The organism is Pseudoalteromonas sp. CO348, from assembly GCF_004208845.1.
Lineage (GTDB): Bacteria > Pseudomonadota > Gammaproteobacteria > Enterobacterales > Alteromonadaceae > Pseudoalteromonas > Pseudoalteromonas maricaloris.
In genome coordinates this window covers 126,568-143,578 of the sequence record NZ_SGPI01000021.1, presented here as the reverse complement: position 1 = coordinate 143,578, position 17,011 = coordinate 126,568, and the positions used below count along the sequence as shown (strand labels likewise).

Genomic DNA, 17,011 nt, shown 5'->3' with positions numbered 1-17,011 from the left:
GGTTTTGACCACAATGCGCTATTTTGCCGCTTACTCTGGTCTAAAGTTAATTATTCATGCTTATAAAGAGTAAACTAAAATCAGTAAGTTAATCTGTATACACCATAAAAAATGGCATCATGATTTACCATCATGATGCCATTAAGTCATCTATAAAGTGAACTGACAATTGTCAGTTAGCACTCAATAATATTTACTGCCAATCCACCGCGCGCGGTTTCTTTATACTTGGTTTTCATATCGTTACCGGTATCAAGCATCGTTTTAATCACTTTATCTAGTGACACTTTTTGATCGCCCGTACCGCGCAAAGCAAGGCGAGATGCGTTAATGGCTTTAATAGAACCCATCGCATTACGCTCAATACACGGAACTTGCACAAGCCCACCGACAGGGTCGCAGGTTAGACCCAAGTTATGCTCCATACCAATCTCGGCGGCGTTCTCAACGTGTATGACGTTACCACCCATTATTTCAGTTAGAGCGCCAGCAGCCATTGAGCATGCAACACCTACTTCACCTTGGCATCCAACTTCAGCGCCAGAAATAGAAGCATTCTTCTTATATAAGATCCCAATTGCCGCTGCGGTAAGTAGATAACGTGTGGCAATCTCTATATCCACTTCTTTGATAAAAGTGTGATAGTACATTAACACCGCTGGAAGAATACCTGCTGCACCATTGGTTGGTGCGGTCACTACGCGGCCGCCTGCTGCATTTTCTTCATTGACTGCCAGTGCAAACAAATCCACCCAATCCATTGCGCGAAGCGGATCTTGGTGCGTTTCTACACTGAGTTTTAAATACAGGCTAGGTGCACGACGACGAACTTTTAAACCGCCCGGTAAAATACCTTCGGTTTTCATACCACGTTCAATACAAGCTTTCATTACTTGCCAGATGTGGAATAGCGTTTCTTTGATTTCAGATTCTTTACGTAGCGTTTTCTCGTTGGCCATCATTAACGAAGACACACTAAGCCCAGACTCTTTACACATTTCCAGTAGCTCGGCGGCTGAATTGAATGGGTAAGGTGCTGGGTTTTCTGTTCTGATATCTAGCGCAGCTTGCTTTTCAGCTTCAAAGTTCTGATCGGTAACGATAAAGCCACCACCAATCGAATAGTAAATTTGGCTATGAGCAAGCTCTTCGCCTTTATATGCTTTAATTTCCATTGCATTGGAGTGCTTAGGCAGCGTTTTTCGACGGTGAAAAACAATCGCGCCTTGCTTAGGAAATTTTACTTTATGTTGCTTGTCGAGATAGATAACCTGTTCATTTTCGATGGTTTCTAAGATCTCTGGTACTAGATCTGCATCTATGGTCTCAGGATCGTAACCTGCAAGTCCCAAAATAACAGCCTTACCAGAGCCGTGGCCAATACCTGTTTGGCCTAAAGAACCGAACAGTTCCACTTTCACCGAAGTGATATCATCAACGATGCCTTGTGCCTGAAGGTCTTGTACGAATAACCTAGAAGCACGCATTGGTCCCACTGTATGAGAGGAAGAAGGGCCAATACCGATACTAAACATATCGAATGCACTGATCATAAATTTTACTCACATTGCCTTTAAAACGGACGCCATCATAACGTGTCTACTTAGGGAAGTAACCCATAATCGGCAAAAGTATATGCCAGATTTTGCAGTAAGCATGATAGAAAGGTCTCTGATCTGCAAGGTGGAGGTGGATTTTAAAAAAGGTCTTACCAGTTAAGGGCTAAAATAGGGCGGTGAACTGTTTGACGATTTTTGCCGTTGCACCCCACAGTAAACCGTGCGGTGTCATAAATCCGTCGAGTGAAACTGGTTTGCCTTTATGGGTAAAATGGAAGGTTCGCCAATTCTTGGCCGTGCTTAATTGCTTTAATGACACCGTAAATGTGTGTTGCACTTCGTCGCTTTGATTCACCCAAGTTGCATCTTGTTGTACAGAAGCAACAACGGGGGTGATTTGGTATCCGGTGAGCGTTTGCATAAATGGTAATATGCCCAGTACTTGAGACTCAGAGATTGTAAGACCTATCTCTTCTTCGGTTTCACGCAGTGCTGTGTTGATAATATTACTATCTTGTTGTTCGACTTTGCCGCCAGGAAAGCAAATTTGACTCGGGTGGCTCGGTAATTCGCTGCTGCGTTTGCAAAACAACAGGTGCGCACGAGCATTTACATCAACAATAGGAATAAGCACCGCACTTTGCTTTAGAGTATGCAGTGCGGTTGGTGTTTGCGCCATGATGGGTGCCAACATAAATTGCGATATAACCTGATCAATCTTCATTTAATACCGGGAGGATTTTATTCACTTTGTGGTAAGTCTCTTCAAATTCCAACTGCACTTGAGAGTCTTTGACTATACCACCACCTGCCCAGCAATGTATCTTATTTTGATGACAAACTAGGGTTCTGATAGTGATAGAGGTATCCATATTACCACAGGCGCTGAGGTAACCGACTGAGCCGCAATAAACGCTGCGTCTGTGTGGCTCTAGCTCTTCGATGATCTCCATGGCGCGGATCTTAGGTGCACCTGTTATGGAGCCACCAGGGAAGGCGGCTTCGAGTTGATCAACAGCACATTTACCCTCTGCTAGTTTAGACGTTACCGTGCTGACTAGATGGTGAACAGCAGGAAAGCTCTCGATTGCGAAGAGTGATGGAACTGCGACGGAACCTGGCTCCGCTACCTTACCCAAGTCATTACGTAGTAGGTCTACTATCATGACATTCTCGGCTCGGTCTTTGCTGCTGTTTCGCAGTTTTTCAGCTTGCGCTTTATCGGCGTCAGTATTTGGTAACCTTGGCAAGGTGCCCTTAATCGGCTTAGTTTCTACAATATTGTCTTTAACTTGGATGAAGCGCTCTGGTGACACGGAAACAATGGCACTATCGCCCAAGTTAAAAAATGCTGAGAAAGGTGCTTGGTTGTGGTTTCGAAGCTTTTTATACGCTAACCACGGCGCGCCGGAAAAGCTCGCACTGAATCGTTGTGCTAGGTTTATTTGATAGCAGTCGCCACTTAGCAAATAAGATTGAATGCGCTCAAAATTTTGCTCGTATTGTGTTCTACTCATGTTTGACTGCCACTGTGACGTCAGTCTAAATGGCTCGAACGCTGAGGCGTCTTTGAGCCGCTGCAAATACATTTCTAGCCTTTGTGTATTAGGTTGTGACACATAAAACCAAGCTTTGAGTACTTTGTCATGAATTAACGCGTCTGGATACAAGCCAACACAGGCGTCGGGTAGCTTAATATCATGTTCTGCACAATGTGGTATGTGTTCAATATAACGGCCGAGATCATAGCCAAAATAACCAAGCCAACCGCCATTAAAAGGTAAATCATGGGGAGCACTGCAATTACTAAACTGGGCAAGCTTATCTTTCATCATAGTGAAAATAGAACTACTCTGCAGCTGGCCGTCTAAAAATACATTTCCGTCTTTAGCTTCAAGTAAATTAATTGGTGCAAGCGCAATGATATCGTAGCGGCTATTGATGTGATTAGAATCGCTGGAATCTAACAGGATAGCCTGAGATTCGTTTGCAAAGTGTTCAAATAATTCTAGTGCATTGTGCCTAATGTCTAATTTCGTACAGTTTATTCGCTCGTTTATCATTTACTTGACCTGCAAAGCTAGCCCCAAACGGGCGGGGAGGTTATCATAGTTACCTGCTATTCCATAGTTTAAGGTATTGAAATTGACTTTCTAACGCTGAATAACAACAATTGCCAGCGAAAGTTTCAATACCAAAAAATACCGTCGAAAATTGAGGAACCGTCATGAGTACAATCCGTCAGCAAGACTTTATTGATAGCATTGAAGATGCGCTTCAATATATCTCATTTTACCACCCACTTGATTTTGTCCAAGCATTAGAAAAAGCCTACGAAAAAGAAGAAAGTAAGGCCGCGAAAGATGCAATTGCACAGATCTTAATTAACTCACGTATGTCAGCAGAAGGTAAGCGTCCGCTGTGTCAAGACACAGGGATCGTCACCTGCTTTGTTAAAGTCGGTATGGACGTTAAGTGGGATAAAACAGACTTGACGGTACAACAAATGGTAGATGAGGGAACTCGTCGTGCCTACATGAATCCAGATAACCCACTACGTGCATCAATCGTTGCCGATCCGGCTGGTAGCCGTAAAAACACCAAAGACAATACGCCTTCGGTAGTACACATTGACTTAGTACCTGGTGCTGAAGTTGAAGTGATGATTGCAGCGAAGGGTGGCGGCTCTGAAAACAAAACTAAAATGGTGATGCTAAACCCATCAGATGATGTTGCTGAATGGGTAGAAAAAACATTACCGACAATGGGCGCTGGTTGGTGTCCTCCCGGTATGCTAGGTATAGGTATCGGTGGTACAGCAGAAAAAGCGGCTGTATTGGCAAAAGAATCTTTAATGGATCCGGTTGATATCCATGAGCTAATGGAACGTGGCGCCGAAACTGCAGAAGAAAAGCTGCGTCTAGAAATTTTTGAACGTGCAAATAAGCTAGGCATTGGCGCACAAGGCCTTGGTGGTTTAACAACCGTTGTTGACGTTAAAATCAAAACAGCACCAACACACGCAGCGTCTAAGCCAGTGGTAATGATCCCTAACTGTGCGGCTACACGCCACGTACATTTCACACTAGATGGTTCAGGTCCTGCAGATCTAAAAGCACCAAAGCTCGAAGATTGGCCAGAAGTGACTTGGGAAGTGGGTGAAGATACGCGTCGCGTCAATCTAGATACTTTGACCAAAGCAGATATCCAAGAATGGAAAATGGGTGAAACGGTGTTGCTTTCAGGCAAGATCTTAACTGGTCGAGATGCAGCGCATAAACGTCTGCAAGAAATGATGAATTCTGGTCAAGGCTTGCCAGAAGGTGTCGATTTTACTAATAAGTTCATCTATTACGTGGGTCCAGTGGATGCTGTTGGCGATGAAGTGGTGGGACCTGCAGGTCCTACCACATCTACACGTATGGATAAGTTTACTGATCTAATGTTAGAGAAAACGGGTCTTATCGGCATGATTGGTAAAGCCGAGCGCGGTCCAGCAACTGTCGAGTCAATCAAACAAAATAAAGCCGTGTACCTTATGGCTGTAGGCGGCGCAGCGTACTTGGTGGCTAAGGCAATTAAGAAATCACGTGTTGTAGCGTTTGAAGACTTAGGTATGGAAGCTATTTACGAGTTTGAAGTAGAGGACATGCCGGTGACGGTTGCTGTTGATAGCAATGGTGAGAATGCGCATACCCAAGGCCCAGCAATTTGGAAAGCACGAATTGAAGAGTTAGATAGCAAACTTAGTTAATCAGCTATACATTGATGGAGAGTACAAAATAGGTACTTTCCACTTCAAACATTCGGCTTCAGTGTTAAGTTGGGAGCCGAAGTACTACTTAGGAGGCTATACGCCTCCTTTTTTGTATGGATATGTTTACAATGACTGTTTACCTTCCGTTTACGTAAACAGTAACTTCAGAAAAGTTCAATAACTTGAATTAAAATTCCTCTATTTAATTTTTTAATGGTTTGTTTTTTCTCATATGGTTTTTTTGTTAAATTAAATATTTGTATTTACTTTGAATTGGGTTTATATCATCTCAATTTGTGGAATGGTGCTAGAGTTAGTGATAGAGTCTTGCCAATTTCAGCGCTATTTGCCCTTAGTGTGGTATTGAACGCAAAGTCACACTTAAGAGCTTACCCGTATGGGATAGATAATTTTTGGAGAAGAAGAAAGTGGCTGTATTTAACCAAGTTGAATTTGATAACCATGAGCAAGTCGTATTCTGTTCAGACGAAGCATCAGGTCTAAAAGCGATTATCGCGGTACATAACACTAAACTAGGTCCAGCGGTAGGTGGTTGTCGCCTATGGAATTATGCCTCTGATGAAGATGCAGTATATGATGTACTGCGTCTGTCTAAAGGGATGACATATAAGAATGCGGTTGCACGTTTACCATTTGGTGGTGGCAAATCTGTCATTATTGGCGATGCTAAGACTATCAAGTCAGAAGCGCTATTCAGAGCGTTTGGTAAGCACCTAGACCGTCTAGGTGGCAGTTACTACTCAGCTGAAGATGTAAACATCACAACCGGTGATGTAATGGTAATGCATAAAGAAACTAACTACGTAATGGGTCTTGAAGGTAAAAGCGGTAACCCTTCTCCATTTACTGCGTTAGGCACGTTCCTTGGAATTAAAGCAGCTTACCAACATAAGTATGGTCACCAAGACTTGGCTGGTATCAAAGTTGCCGTACAGGGCTTGGGTGCAGTTGCTTACACTTTATGTAAGCATCTTCATGAAGCGGGTGCAGAGCTATTTGTTACAGACATCAACGAAGAGTCAGTGCAACGAGTGGTCAATGATTTCAATGCGACTGCTGTTGGTATTGACGAAATCTATGATTTAGATGTTGATGTGTATGCGCCGTGTGCACTAGGTGCTACGGTAAATGACGACACTATTCCACGTATCAAAGCCACGATTATTGCAGGGTGTGCAAACAACCAGCTTGCAGAGTCGCGTCATGGTGAGATCATTCGTGAAAAAGGCATTTTATATGCACCAGACTATGTGATTAATGCTGGTGGAATCATCAATGTTTACTATGAAACAAAACCTGAAGGTTATGATGAGGCAGCAGCAACTAAACACGTTGAAGGTATCTACGACACGCTAACCGAAATCTTTAAGCGTTCTGAAGATGAGAAAGTTTCAACACATATAATTGCTGATAAATTAGCTCAAGAGATTATTGAAAACGGTCTATAATAACATCGCCGTTTAATTACCAGAGAGGGGCATGCGCCCCTTTTTTTGTATGAAAAAGAAAATACCTCTTGATACTTGGCCTCGCCAAGAACACTTTTCGTTCTTCAATGATTTTGCCCAACCTTACTTCACCGTTACCGTCAGCTTACAAATGGAAAGAGTTTACGAAATGAGTAAACGTAATGCCGTTCCGTTTTCTCTTAGTTGCCTATACGCACTACAACTGGCATTACAAAGCTATACCCCTATTCGTTACCGTATAGAGGCAGGAGAGGTGGTTGAATATGATGCTGTAGAAATTAGCAGTGTTTTTCTGCGAGGGGATGAAACCTTTAGATTTGTAAGGCTTGCACCTGAAAGTGATTTCAACCGCTTTATTAGTGCCAATATTCATAGCAAAACTGAGCAACTAAATGGACCGCTTGTCAATGAGCAATTTTTAACGGAAAGTCAGGTGCCAAATTGCGTGCATGTATCTATACTTCCATGGTTATCTTTTTCCAGTTTTGGTCATGCGAGACACAGTCGAGATGACTTCGGCATCCCAAAATTTGTGTTCGGAAAATACAATAAAGCAGATGGTACGATGCCATTTTGTATTGAAGTCCATCATGCCTTAATGGATGGTCTACACGTCGCTGAATTCGTTCAAATTCTGCAGGAAAAAATAGATCAAGCGATTTGGGATAGATAAACAAATTTTGCGTTAGTTCGCAGAAGATGAAATAATTTGCGTTCTGTGCAATGAAAAATCTAGCTTATATTGCTGTTTTGATAGGTTATTCACAATTTCTATTTGGAATATCTATTCAATTTATTGGAATAAATCTGATGTAAAATATTGTAAACGGCGTATGCAAAAGGTTGGTTTTACAAAGGATGTGTATCTTTTGCTGTGTTTTTGATGTTAATTTTTTGTTTTGTATATAATTATTACTTATTTATTGACAAAAAATGTTTTCACAGTGAAGTTGACACATCGTGTTGCATTTAGCATTATTGGACGGTTGATATCTGTCAAATGATATCAGGGTTGCTCTCACGTTGGTGAGAGCGCGAAAATTATAAAAGTAACATTACTTAATTGGTTGGGAACTATGTCTGTTAAAATCAGAAAGAGCCTTGTAGCTACGGCGCTTTTAGGCGCGACAGCTTTTGCAAGCAGCAATGTGATTGCAGATCCTTTGAATGACATACAAAAAGTAGGTCAACAAACTCAAACGGCTGCTAAAAAGTCTCAAGAAAAGATTGATAACCTTTACGGTCAGTCTCAAGAAATGATCGCGGAATACCGTGGTCTGGTTGAAGAAGCAGAACTGCTTAAAGTGTATAACGATCACGTTGCACGTCTTGTAGCAGATCAAAATGCAGGTATTGAGTCTCTTGAGCGTCAAATTGGTACTATTGACAAGACAAAACAGGACGTTGTGCCTTTGATGTATCGCATGATCGATACGCTTGAGCAATTCATCAAAGCGGACGTTCCGTTTAATCAAGAAACACGTCTAGAGCGCGTTGAGAAACTTCGCAGCATCATGACTAACTCGTCTGTAACGACTTCTGAGAAGTTCCGTCAAGTTCTTGAAGCTTACACTATTGAAACTGACTACAGCACAACAATGGTTGCGAGCCAAGGTTCTCTTGAGCAAAATGGCAAAAACATCAATGTTGACTTCGCACGTCTTGGCCGTATTGCATATGTAGCCCAGTCGTTCGACCAAAAGCACGCTTGGGTTTGGAACAATGACTCTAAGCAGTGGGATCAACTTGGCGAAGAATATCTTAAGCCAGTTAAGAGCATGATCCGTATTGCACGTAAGCAAGCGGCTCCTGAACTTGTAAACCTACCTATCTTTGGCGCGGAGTAATTAATGATGAAGAAACTATTTAAAGGTTTTGCTGTTGCTGCAGCGTTAACAGTTTCTGCTGGTGCCGCGCTAAATGCACACGCAAACACTGAAGCCTTAGACAAAATTTTAGAGCAGGTTAAACAAAACCGTATCTCTGAAGGCAAAATCAACAAGCAGCGTGAGCAAGAGTTTTTAAACGACCGTGCTGACAAACAAGCATTGTTGAACAAAGCTAAGCGTGAACTAGCTGCTGAGAAAGCACGTGGTGAGCGTTTAAATGAACAATTCAAACAGAACGAAGTGACGCTTGCTGAGAAAGAAGTTGAGCTAGAAAATGCCAAAGGTACACTTGGTGAAATGTTCGGTGTTGTACGTCGTTCAGCTGCTGACGCTATCGGTTCAATCGAAGCTTCACTAGTAAGTGCTGAAAAGCCAGGGCGTGCTGAAGTGCTTCGTTCACTAGCTGAAGCGAAAGAGCTTCCAACTACTCGTGAACTTGAAGACCTTTGGATTGCATTCCAAACTGAAATGACTGAGTCTGCGAAAGTAACTAAGTTTGAAGCTGAAGTTGCTGAGCTAAACGGTGATGTAAACGTCAAAGAAGTAACACGTGTTGGTAACTTCAACCTTGTAACTAAAGATGGCTACGTTATTTACGATGCTGAGAACAAGCAAATTGTTCCTCTTGGTAAGCAACCAAGTGGTGAATTAGGCGGTGTTGAGCGTTTGATCGGTGCACCTGCTAATCAGTTCGTTATGTTTGCAGTTGACCCGACTCGTGGTTCATTACTACAACTTAATACTCAACGTGCAACGATGGAAGAGCGCTGGCACCAAGGTGACACGGTTGGTTACATCATTACAGCACTACTTATCTTGGGTGCATTGATTGCTATCGTTCGTATGCTAGACCTATTCATTGTTAGCGGTAAAATCAAAGCGCAAATCAAAAACGCGAATAACCCTAACACAAACAACCCACTTGGTCGTATCTTGAAAGTTTATCATGATAACAAAGATCAAGACGTTGAAAACCTAGAGCTTAAGCTTGATGAAGCTATCCTACGTGAAACTCCACGTATCGAGATGGGTGTAAACATCATTAAGATCTTAGCGGCTATCGCGCCACTACTAGGTCTACTAGGTACGGTTGTTGGTATGATCATGACATTCGAATCAATCACACTTTACGGTACTGGTGATCCGAAAATCATGGCAGGTAACATCTCTCTAGCGCTAGTAACTACAGCACTAGGTCTTATTGCAGCTCTACCTCTAATTCTACTTCACGCTGTTGTACACGGTCGTAGCAAAGCGGTTCTACACATCCTAGATGAGCAAAGCGCAGGTATTGTTGCTACTCACGCGGAGAAGGAGAAAGCCTAATGTTAGTCCTGATGGAGATATGGGAATCTATCAGGGATTTTGTTGCTACAGGCGGCGATGTATTATACGTGGTCGCGATAGCACTCTTTCTAATGTGGGTTTTAATGATTGAGCGCTATTGGTTCCTACTAGGCGAGTTTCCTAAGCTACACAAGGATATCGTTGCTAAGTGGGACGCCCGCCAAGATACTACGTCTTGGTACGCACACAGAATCCGCGATGCTTGGATTTCTGAAGCGTCTGAAAAATTAGATGAGCGCATGTTGATTATCAAAACATTGGTTGCGATGTGTCCATTAATCGGTCTTTTAGGTACGGTGACAGGTATGATCACAGTATTCGAAACGATGGCTACTCAAGGTACGGGTAACGCACGATTAATGGCTTCAGGCATTTCAATGGCTACGATACCAACAATGGCTGGAATGGTTGCGGCACTATCAGGTGTTTTCTTTAGTACGCGTTTAGAAGCACGTGCAAAAATGGCTAAAGAAAAGCTAGTTGATAGCTTGCCTCATCACTAGAGAGAGATTGAACTATGGCACGTAAACAACGTTTTCGTGAAGAGGAAGATGCAGCAGTAGATATGACGCCGATGCTAGACATCGTATTCATCATGCTTATCTTCTTCATTGTAACCACTTCTTTTGTTAAAGAAGCTGGTATTGAGGTTAACAAGCCAAAAGCGGCACAGGCACAAAAGACTAAGAATGCGAACATCTTTATCGCAATCCGTGAAAACGGTGAGATTTGGATGGACAAGCGTCAAGTTGATGTTGAGCGTGTAAGTGCAAACCTTGAAAGTCTAATGGCAGAACAACCTACTGACGTGATTATTATTCAAGCCGATAAAGGCGCGAAACACGGCGTAGTTGTTCAGGTTATGGACCAAATTAAAGCGACTGGCGACAATCTGAAGATTTCAATAGCTGGAGATCAGTAATGATTCGACTTCTGTTTTCACTTCTAGCAGGTGGGGCAGTAACTCTCGGCTTGTTCTTTTTCATGTCATATCTTATCTCCGGAGGAGCAGATAGGGCAGATGTACAAAAAGAACAAATCGTAGTCGAGATTATGTCGAATCCGCCTGAATCAAAGGTGCAGCAGCGGAAGCGTGTCCCGCCTCCGCCGCCGCCACCACCTAAGCAGCCGCCAAAACCGCAGCCGCCTCAGCCAGACACGGCTGATCCTTCTGCGGGTAACATCGGCTTTAACATGCCTAGCATTGACCTAGGTGGTACTGCAGGTGGTTTATCTGGACCTGGCGAGTTTGGCCGTGATGGTGATGCGACACCTATCGTTCGAATTGAGCCAAAATATCCACCTCAAGCCGCTCGTGATGGCAAAGAAGGTTGGGTACGTTTATCTTTCACAATCAATGAGCTAGGTGGAGTCGAAGATGTTGAAATTATCGATGCCGAACCAAAGCGTATCTTTGACCGTGAAGCGAAGCGTGCACTTCGTAAGTGGAAATATCGTCCTAAAGTTGTTGATGGTAAGCCACAGAAGCAACCTGGCATTACAGTCCAGCTTGATTTCACACTAAACCAAGGTAATTAAGGAGGCAGGCATGAAAAGTTTACCCAAATTTACAGCTCTTGCTCTTCTAATTGCATTGACTGGTGGCATTTACTCAGAGTCAGTTTCTGCTGCGCCTAACTATGAAGAAATAGAGAAGCGTAAAGCGGCAAAAACTAAGATCATGGGTGAGCGAGTAGGTAAAAAAGTTGCCAAAGCGTTCGAATTATATAACGAAGAAAAAGTCGATGAAGCGATTGCAATGCTTCGCGAGCTTGACCCTTCGGATGATTTCGATAAAGCAACGGTTAACCGTTACCTAGGTCAGCTCTATGCTCAAAAGGAAAACTACGGCGAAGCGATTAAGTATACGCGTTTAGCTATTGCTCCTGATGCGCTTAACTTTAAAGATCAAGGCGATCTTATGAAGTTGCTTGGTGATCTTCTGCTAGGTACTGAAAAGTACTCAGAAGGTATCAAAGCCTATGAAGCGTGGATGGACTTTACGGGTGAAAATGACCCTAAAGTACACGGTCGTATCGCGCAAGCTTATTATGAGTTAAAGCAGTATACTAATGTTATTGCTCCAGCTGATAAAGCTATCGCAGGTGTAGAAGAGCCAAATAAACAATATTATCTGATGAAAGTTGCAGCTTACTTTGAATTGAAGCAATTCAAAAAGGCTGTAGAGGTTGGTGAAGAGTTAGTACGTGTTTTCCCTGAAGACCCGAAAGCTTGGACACAACTAGGTGGCTTTTATTTGCAAACCGAAGATTACAGTAAAGGTATGACTGTAATGAAGGTGGCGTATAGCAAAGGTTACTTTGAAAAAGAGAATGACTATAAGATTCTTGGAAGCTTATACTCTTTGACAGAAGATCCTTGGCGTGCAGCTCAAACGTTCGAAAAGGCTATGAAAGATGGCAAAATTGAACGTACAAAGCAAAACGTGACAGCGCTTGCAAGTTATTACCACCAAGCTAAACACATCAGTGATGCTGCTAAATACTATGAAGAAGCTGCTAAATTTGACGATGACGCAGAACTTTATGGAAGAGCAGGTGGCCTTTTACTGCAAAATCTGCAGTACAGTGCAGCAGTAGTTAGACTAAATAAAGCGTTAGAGCTTGGTACCAAAAAGAAAGGCAGTACATATGCTGATCTTGCGGAAGCTTACTACTATCAAGATAAGTTCAAACAAGCTTATGCAGCAATTTTGAAGGCGAAGGAAGATCCTAGCACTCGAAGATTTGCAATTAGCTGGTCGAGCTTTATTAAAGAAAAAGCACAACGTAGGGGTGTTAGCCTCTAATTAAAAAGCCCCGAAAGGGGCTTTTTTGATTTCAAGTTTTAATGTGAAATTATGAAAAAGCATTTATTGTTCAGCCTTACTTTGGTCGCATTTATATTCCTATCCGCTTGTAGTGAGCACAAGCCAGTCGTAAGTTATCAGGAACTCAGAACTTCTTTAATTTCTCTTAACAGTAGTTTAAGTCATTCATCTACGGATGATATTACTGTTTTACCGTTCACAGAGGGCTATTTACAGTTACGGCACGCTTTATTATCAAGTAGTTTGAATGAACCAGATGTTATGGCGCATAAGGAGCTTGACTACTTAAGAATTCAAGAGCGATATCCAGAGCGTTACTTACCTTGGCCTAGTCATATCCCTGTACTTAAAAACGTAGAAAGTAGAGTGAGTGTTGAGGAACTTGATCTGTGGCTCAAATTTGTAATAACAAAACTAAAAGAGGCCGATGAAAGTAATATTCGCCTAAATCGGTTTGAGCGGGAAGCCATAATAAAGCAACTTGAAGATTCAAATATTGACGCACCATCACGTTCAACGCTACTGACTTATTTAAATGATTATAAATCTAGGGCGATGCTTGGGCTGCATCAGTTACCTAATGGGAAAGAGTGGTACCAATCAAAGCTAAATTTTTACGGAGCTATTCAAGAGTCGCCTAATAAAGTTTTGGCAATGTTATCAAAAATTGATGAGAAAAAGAGTAAGTCAATTGTGCTCAATACAATGCCTAATACTCAACAGCCTTATATACTAGAGTTATTGCCAGCTAATTGCCAAAGAATTAGTGGGCTCAACTGGCGTGATGAATTTATTAATGTGCCTTCTACAGTAGCAAAGTGTACAAAGGCAATAGAGCAGCATAAAGCGCTAATCGTGACTTTAATGGCAGTAGATTTAGGAATTCATTATCAAGGGTGGTCACAAAAGCAAGCATTTGTTGCGCTCAACTCAAAACTAGCGCTGAATGAACAACAAGCACAACAATTGATTGCTAATATAGTCTATTTTCCGGCGACTATTTTTGCTGCATATCCCCATTTCTTAAAGCCTTAGTCTTACAACTGCGACAGCGTTGAGTTGCTGGATCTTGTTCTAGCAACTCAAGCTCTATTGTCTGCTCGCAATCACAGCAATAACCAAACTGACCGATCTCCATTTGGCATAATGCCGCTTCGACTTTCATCAACCTATCATAGAGCGGAAACTGCTCGGGATTTATTTTTTCCATTACGATATCAAGCCATTTATTGGGTGGGTTGAGCTCTAAGGTATTGGCAAGGTTATGAGTAAACTCATTAGGTGAAGCTTTTAGCTCTCCTAAAAAGTCGCTTCTAAGTGTAGCGAGTTCAGCTTGTAAGCTTTGCTCGTAGTTATGTGTGTTTTCATTCATGGGCGCTCTCCTATCCGACGCCCCATTATCATTTCAGTCAAACTTCACTGTTATGATTTGAATCAAGGTCTGGAGACATTGCGTATTTCTGCAACACCTTCATGACGTCATCTTTGCTTTTAAGGGTTTTGATTTCATCAAAAAGAACATGTGCGCCGCTATACTGACGTTTCAAATAACTTAACCACTGTTTTGTTCTAGCTGAAAAGTACTTTTCACTCATATTCTCATCTTGATGCATGGAAGAGTGGAGGATATGGTAGACCACGTTTTCCCATGTGAGTGGAGTGTAATGAGTTCCGTTAACATGCGCTTTGATTTTTGCTGCCAGATCTGGGGTGGCTAGCGCACCGCGACCAAGCATTAAATCTTGGCATTGGCTGCGTGTTTGGCAGAGTAGTGCATCTTCAACTTGCCAAATCTCACCGTTAGCAACGACAGGAATGGTTAACCTTGATAGTAAAGGTGGGATCTTTTCCCAGTACGCTGGCGGTTTGTAGCCATCTCGTTTGGTACGCGCATGTATCGCCAAACTCGACGCACCACCTTGCTGGACTGCATCGACAATTTCAGTGCTATTGGCATCATCGTCAAAGCCAAGGCGTATTTTGGCGCTTACTTGATGTTCTTCTGGTACCGCATCTCTAACCGCTTTGATGATTTGATAGATTTGCTCAGGTTCCTTCAGTAAAACCGCGCCGCCGCGGCTTTTATTCACGGTTTTCGCAGGACAACCAAAGTTCAAATCGACACCATGAGAGCCAAGCTTTATGGCCTTTCGTGCATTCGCTGCAAGCGCATGGGGAACCTGACCTAGAAGCTGTACTCGTACCGGTGTTCCGGCTCTGGTATAGCCACCATTTAATAGTTCAGGGCAGTATCTAGTGAATACTCTGCGTGGAAAGGTGAGATCAACAACGCGAATAAACTCAGTCACACAAAGATCAAAGCCGCCGAGATCTGTGAGCAATTCGCGCATTTTAAAATCAACTACACCTTCCATCGGCGCTAGAATAAGCTTCATGTGTTAACCTTCAGACACAACAAAAATAAAATGAGTCGCTGATGACTCATCGAAAAGCGCGACATTTTAGCTAATTGTTTGCTGCAAGTCATCAACCGCCCTTAGTTATCCACAAATAGCAAAAAGGCAACAGATGGACTATAAATGGATGTAAACCACAACTTAGCGAATGCAACTAAAATTTTTAAACGTTTAGCGAAATAAATATTTAGACGTTTGGGTCTACTAATTGAATCTACTATTTCTGAGAGAGCAAACATTATGAATACCGTTAAAAAGAACTCGATTGCCCTTACTTTAAGCGCTGTTGTTGCGAGTACCGCGGGGTTAACCGCGACAGACGCAAATGCGAATCCATTTAGTTTTGAAACAATGACCGCTGGTTATCAACTAGACGCTGGTGAAGGCAAATGCGGCGAAGGTAAATGTGGTGGCGATGCCAAAGGCAAAAAAGAAGGCAAATGCGGCGAAGGTAAATGTGGTGGCGACGCCAAAGGCAAAAAAGAAGGCAAATGCGGCGAAGGTAAATGTGGTGGCGACGCTAAAGGCAAAAAAGAAGGCAAATGCGGCGAAGGCAAATGTGGTGGCGACGCCAAAGGCAAAAAAGAAGGTAAGTGCGGCGAAGGTAAATGTGGTGGTGACGCCAAAGGCAAAAAAGAAGGCAAATGCGGCGAAGGTAAATGTGGTGGTGATGCCAAAGGCAAAAAAGAAGGCAAATGCGGCGAAGGTAAATGCGGTGGTAACCACTAAATAGGAATACCATTGTATTCGACCCAATAGCGCAGCTAGTTATGTTAAGGTAAGCGGCGCTATTGGGTAATCCCAAAGTGAAGCCATGCATACAGCAAAGCCTCTGTCATGCGAGCTTCTGATTAGTTCAAAATAATGTCTAAAGTGAGAGAAATATGGCAGTGCAGTTAGGCAACTTAGGACTTGGTTTACGCCGTGAAATGGTCGATGACGTGCTCAATGCGCCGCCAAAGCAAGTAGACTTTTATGAGGTTGCACCAGAAAACTGGCTAAAATTTGGCGGTAAGCTTGCAAAGCAATTTCAAGCATTGACGCAACAACATACCTTTATCTGCCATGGCTTGTCGTTATCGCTGGGTTCACCTGCACCGCTTGATCGCGAATTTTTATCCCAACTCAAAACATTTTTTAACCAGCATAATATCGCTACCTATAGTGAGCATCTGAGTTATTGTTCGGGAGAGGGTCATATGTACGATCTGATGCCAATCCCTTTTACTGAAGAAGCAATCTATCATACCGCTAAGCGGATCCGAGCCGTCCAAGAGCACCTAGAACGCCGGATTGCAGTAGAAAATGTCTCTTACTATGCCGCTCCTGGACAAGAAATGTCGGAGTTGGAATTTACCCTTGGGGTATTAGCCGAAGCCGATTGCGATTTGCTACTCGATGTTAACAATATATATGTCAACGCTATTAACCATGGCTACGATGCTGAACAATTCTTAGCGGCTATGCCAACCGAGCGTATTGTATACGGCCATATCGCAGGCCATTATGTGGAAGCCGAAGACTTACTCGTTGATACACACGGCGCTGAAGTATCTTCGCCGGTGTGGGACTTGTTAGAAAAAGCTTATGAGCTGCATGGGGTATTCCCGACGTTACTAGAGCGTGATTTTAATATTCCTCCTATGGCAGAATTACTGGCAGAAGCGGGGCAAATTTCAGCAATACAGGCCAAATACGCAAAGCGCTTGGAGCAGGTATAGC

General features: G+C 42.8%; 17 protein-coding genes. 12 read left to right on the top strand and 5 right to left on the bottom strand.

The features are described 5' to 3' along the window. Nucleotides 1-176 precede the first annotated feature (176 nt). The 3 genes from EXT48_RS10845 to pabB form a co-directional block, all read right to left on the bottom strand. Entirely contained in the window at nucleotides 177-1,553 is a 1,377-nt protein-coding gene (locus EXT48_RS10845) for an L-serine ammonia-lyase (RefSeq protein WP_010369030.1), read from the bottom strand. A gap of 169 nt (nucleotides 1,554-1,722) precedes the next feature. Further along, complete coding sequence (locus EXT48_RS10840; protein ID WP_130164471.1) at nucleotides 1,723-2,283, bottom strand: CoA pyrophosphatase; 561 nt, start codon at nucleotides 2,281-2,283, stop codon at nucleotides 1,723-1,725. Continuing rightward, nucleotides 2,273-3,622 (bottom strand): aminodeoxychorismate synthase component I, encoded by a 1,350-nt coding sequence (gene pabB, locus EXT48_RS10835; RefSeq protein ID WP_130164470.1) that lies wholly within the window; start codon nucleotides 3,620-3,622, stop codon nucleotides 2,273-2,275. The genes EXT48_RS10840 and pabB overlap by 11 nt, the downstream gene beginning before the upstream one ends. 164 nt (nucleotides 3,623-3,786) lie before the next feature. Here pabB and EXT48_RS10830 point away from each other — a divergent pair, with 164 nt between their 5' ends. From EXT48_RS10830 to EXT48_RS10785, 10 genes are all read left to right on the top strand, one after another. Next, complete coding sequence (locus tag EXT48_RS10830; protein WP_010606398.1) at nucleotides 3,787-5,313, top strand: fumarate hydratase; 1,527 nt, start codon at nucleotides 3,787-3,789, stop codon at nucleotides 5,311-5,313. A gap of 431 nt (nucleotides 5,314-5,744) precedes the next feature. Next, nucleotides 5,745-6,785 carry a Glu/Leu/Phe/Val dehydrogenase gene (locus tag EXT48_RS10825; protein WP_010369022.1) on the top strand — a complete coding sequence of 347 codons (1,041 nt, stop codon included), beginning with the start codon at nucleotides 5,745-5,747 and terminating at the stop codon, nucleotides 6,783-6,785. Nucleotides 6,786-6,834: 49 nt separating this feature from the next. Beyond that, nucleotides 6,835-7,479 (top strand): CatA-like O-acetyltransferase, encoded by a 645-nt coding sequence (locus EXT48_RS10820; RefSeq protein WP_130164469.1) that lies wholly within the window; start codon nucleotides 6,835-6,837, stop codon nucleotides 7,477-7,479. A 403-nt stretch (nucleotides 7,480-7,882) separates the two neighbouring features. Then, nucleotides 7,883-8,653 carry a DUF3450 domain-containing protein gene (locus EXT48_RS10815; protein ID WP_010369019.1) on the top strand — a complete coding sequence of 257 codons (771 nt, stop codon included), beginning with the start codon at nucleotides 7,883-7,885 and terminating at the stop codon, nucleotides 8,651-8,653. A 6-nt stretch (nucleotides 8,654-8,659) separates the two neighbouring features. Next, nucleotides 8,660-10,021: a MotA/TolQ/ExbB proton channel family protein gene (locus tag EXT48_RS10810; protein ID WP_026000992.1), complete on the top strand. Its 1,362-nt coding sequence runs from the start codon at nucleotides 8,660-8,662 to the stop codon at nucleotides 10,019-10,021. After that, nucleotides 10,021-10,545: a MotA/TolQ/ExbB proton channel family protein gene (locus EXT48_RS10805; RefSeq protein WP_045989885.1), complete on the top strand. Its 525-nt coding sequence runs from the start codon at nucleotides 10,021-10,023 to the stop codon at nucleotides 10,543-10,545. Before EXT48_RS10810 ends, EXT48_RS10805 begins: the two co-directional genes overlap by 1 nt. 14 nt (nucleotides 10,546-10,559) lie before the next feature. Beyond that, on the top strand, nucleotides 10,560-10,964 hold the full coding sequence (locus EXT48_RS10800) for a biopolymer transporter ExbD (RefSeq protein WP_010369015.1): 405 nt from the start codon (nucleotides 10,560-10,562) through the stop codon (nucleotides 10,962-10,964). Beyond that, nucleotides 10,964-11,581 (top strand): energy transducer TonB, encoded by a 618-nt coding sequence (locus tag EXT48_RS10795; RefSeq protein WP_010369012.1) that lies wholly within the window; start codon nucleotides 10,964-10,966, stop codon nucleotides 11,579-11,581. The genes EXT48_RS10800 and EXT48_RS10795 overlap by 1 nt, the downstream gene beginning before the upstream one ends. Nucleotides 11,582-11,591: 10 nt before the next feature. Continuing rightward, nucleotides 11,592-12,851 (top strand): hypothetical protein, encoded by a 1,260-nt coding sequence (locus EXT48_RS10790; RefSeq protein WP_017218010.1) that lies wholly within the window; start codon nucleotides 11,592-11,594, stop codon nucleotides 12,849-12,851. Between the two features lie 51 nt (nucleotides 12,852-12,902). After that, the gene (locus EXT48_RS10785) at nucleotides 12,903-13,907 is read left to right on the top strand and encodes a hypothetical protein (protein ID WP_240703375.1); all 1,005 of its coding nucleotides are present in this window, start codon (nucleotides 12,903-12,905) and stop codon (nucleotides 13,905-13,907) included. Here EXT48_RS10785 and EXT48_RS10780 read toward each other — a convergent pair. After that, nucleotides 13,870-14,244: a TraR/DksA C4-type zinc finger protein gene (locus EXT48_RS10780; RefSeq protein ID WP_130164468.1), complete on the bottom strand. Its 375-nt coding sequence runs from the start codon at nucleotides 14,242-14,244 to the stop codon at nucleotides 13,870-13,872. The two genes, EXT48_RS10785 and EXT48_RS10780, sit on opposite strands and share 38 nt — an antisense overlap. Nucleotides 14,245-14,281: 37 nt before the next feature. After that, nucleotides 14,282-15,268 (bottom strand): tRNA-dihydrouridine synthase, encoded by a 987-nt coding sequence (locus EXT48_RS10775; protein WP_130164467.1) that lies wholly within the window; start codon nucleotides 15,266-15,268, stop codon nucleotides 14,282-14,284. A 261-nt stretch (nucleotides 15,269-15,529) separates the two neighbouring features. Between EXT48_RS10775 and EXT48_RS10770 the strand changes: the two genes are divergently transcribed. Both EXT48_RS10770 and EXT48_RS10765 read left to right on the top strand, forming a co-directional pair. After that, nucleotides 15,530-16,018, top strand: a complete 489-nt coding sequence (locus EXT48_RS10770) for a hypothetical protein (protein ID WP_130164466.1) — start codon at nucleotides 15,530-15,532, stop codon at nucleotides 16,016-16,018. A gap of 155 nt (nucleotides 16,019-16,173) precedes the next feature. Further along, on the top strand, nucleotides 16,174-17,010 hold the full coding sequence (locus EXT48_RS10765) for a DUF692 domain-containing protein (protein ID WP_130164465.1): 837 nt from the start codon (nucleotides 16,174-16,176) through the stop codon (nucleotides 17,008-17,010). Nucleotide 17,011 lies beyond the last annotated feature (1 nt).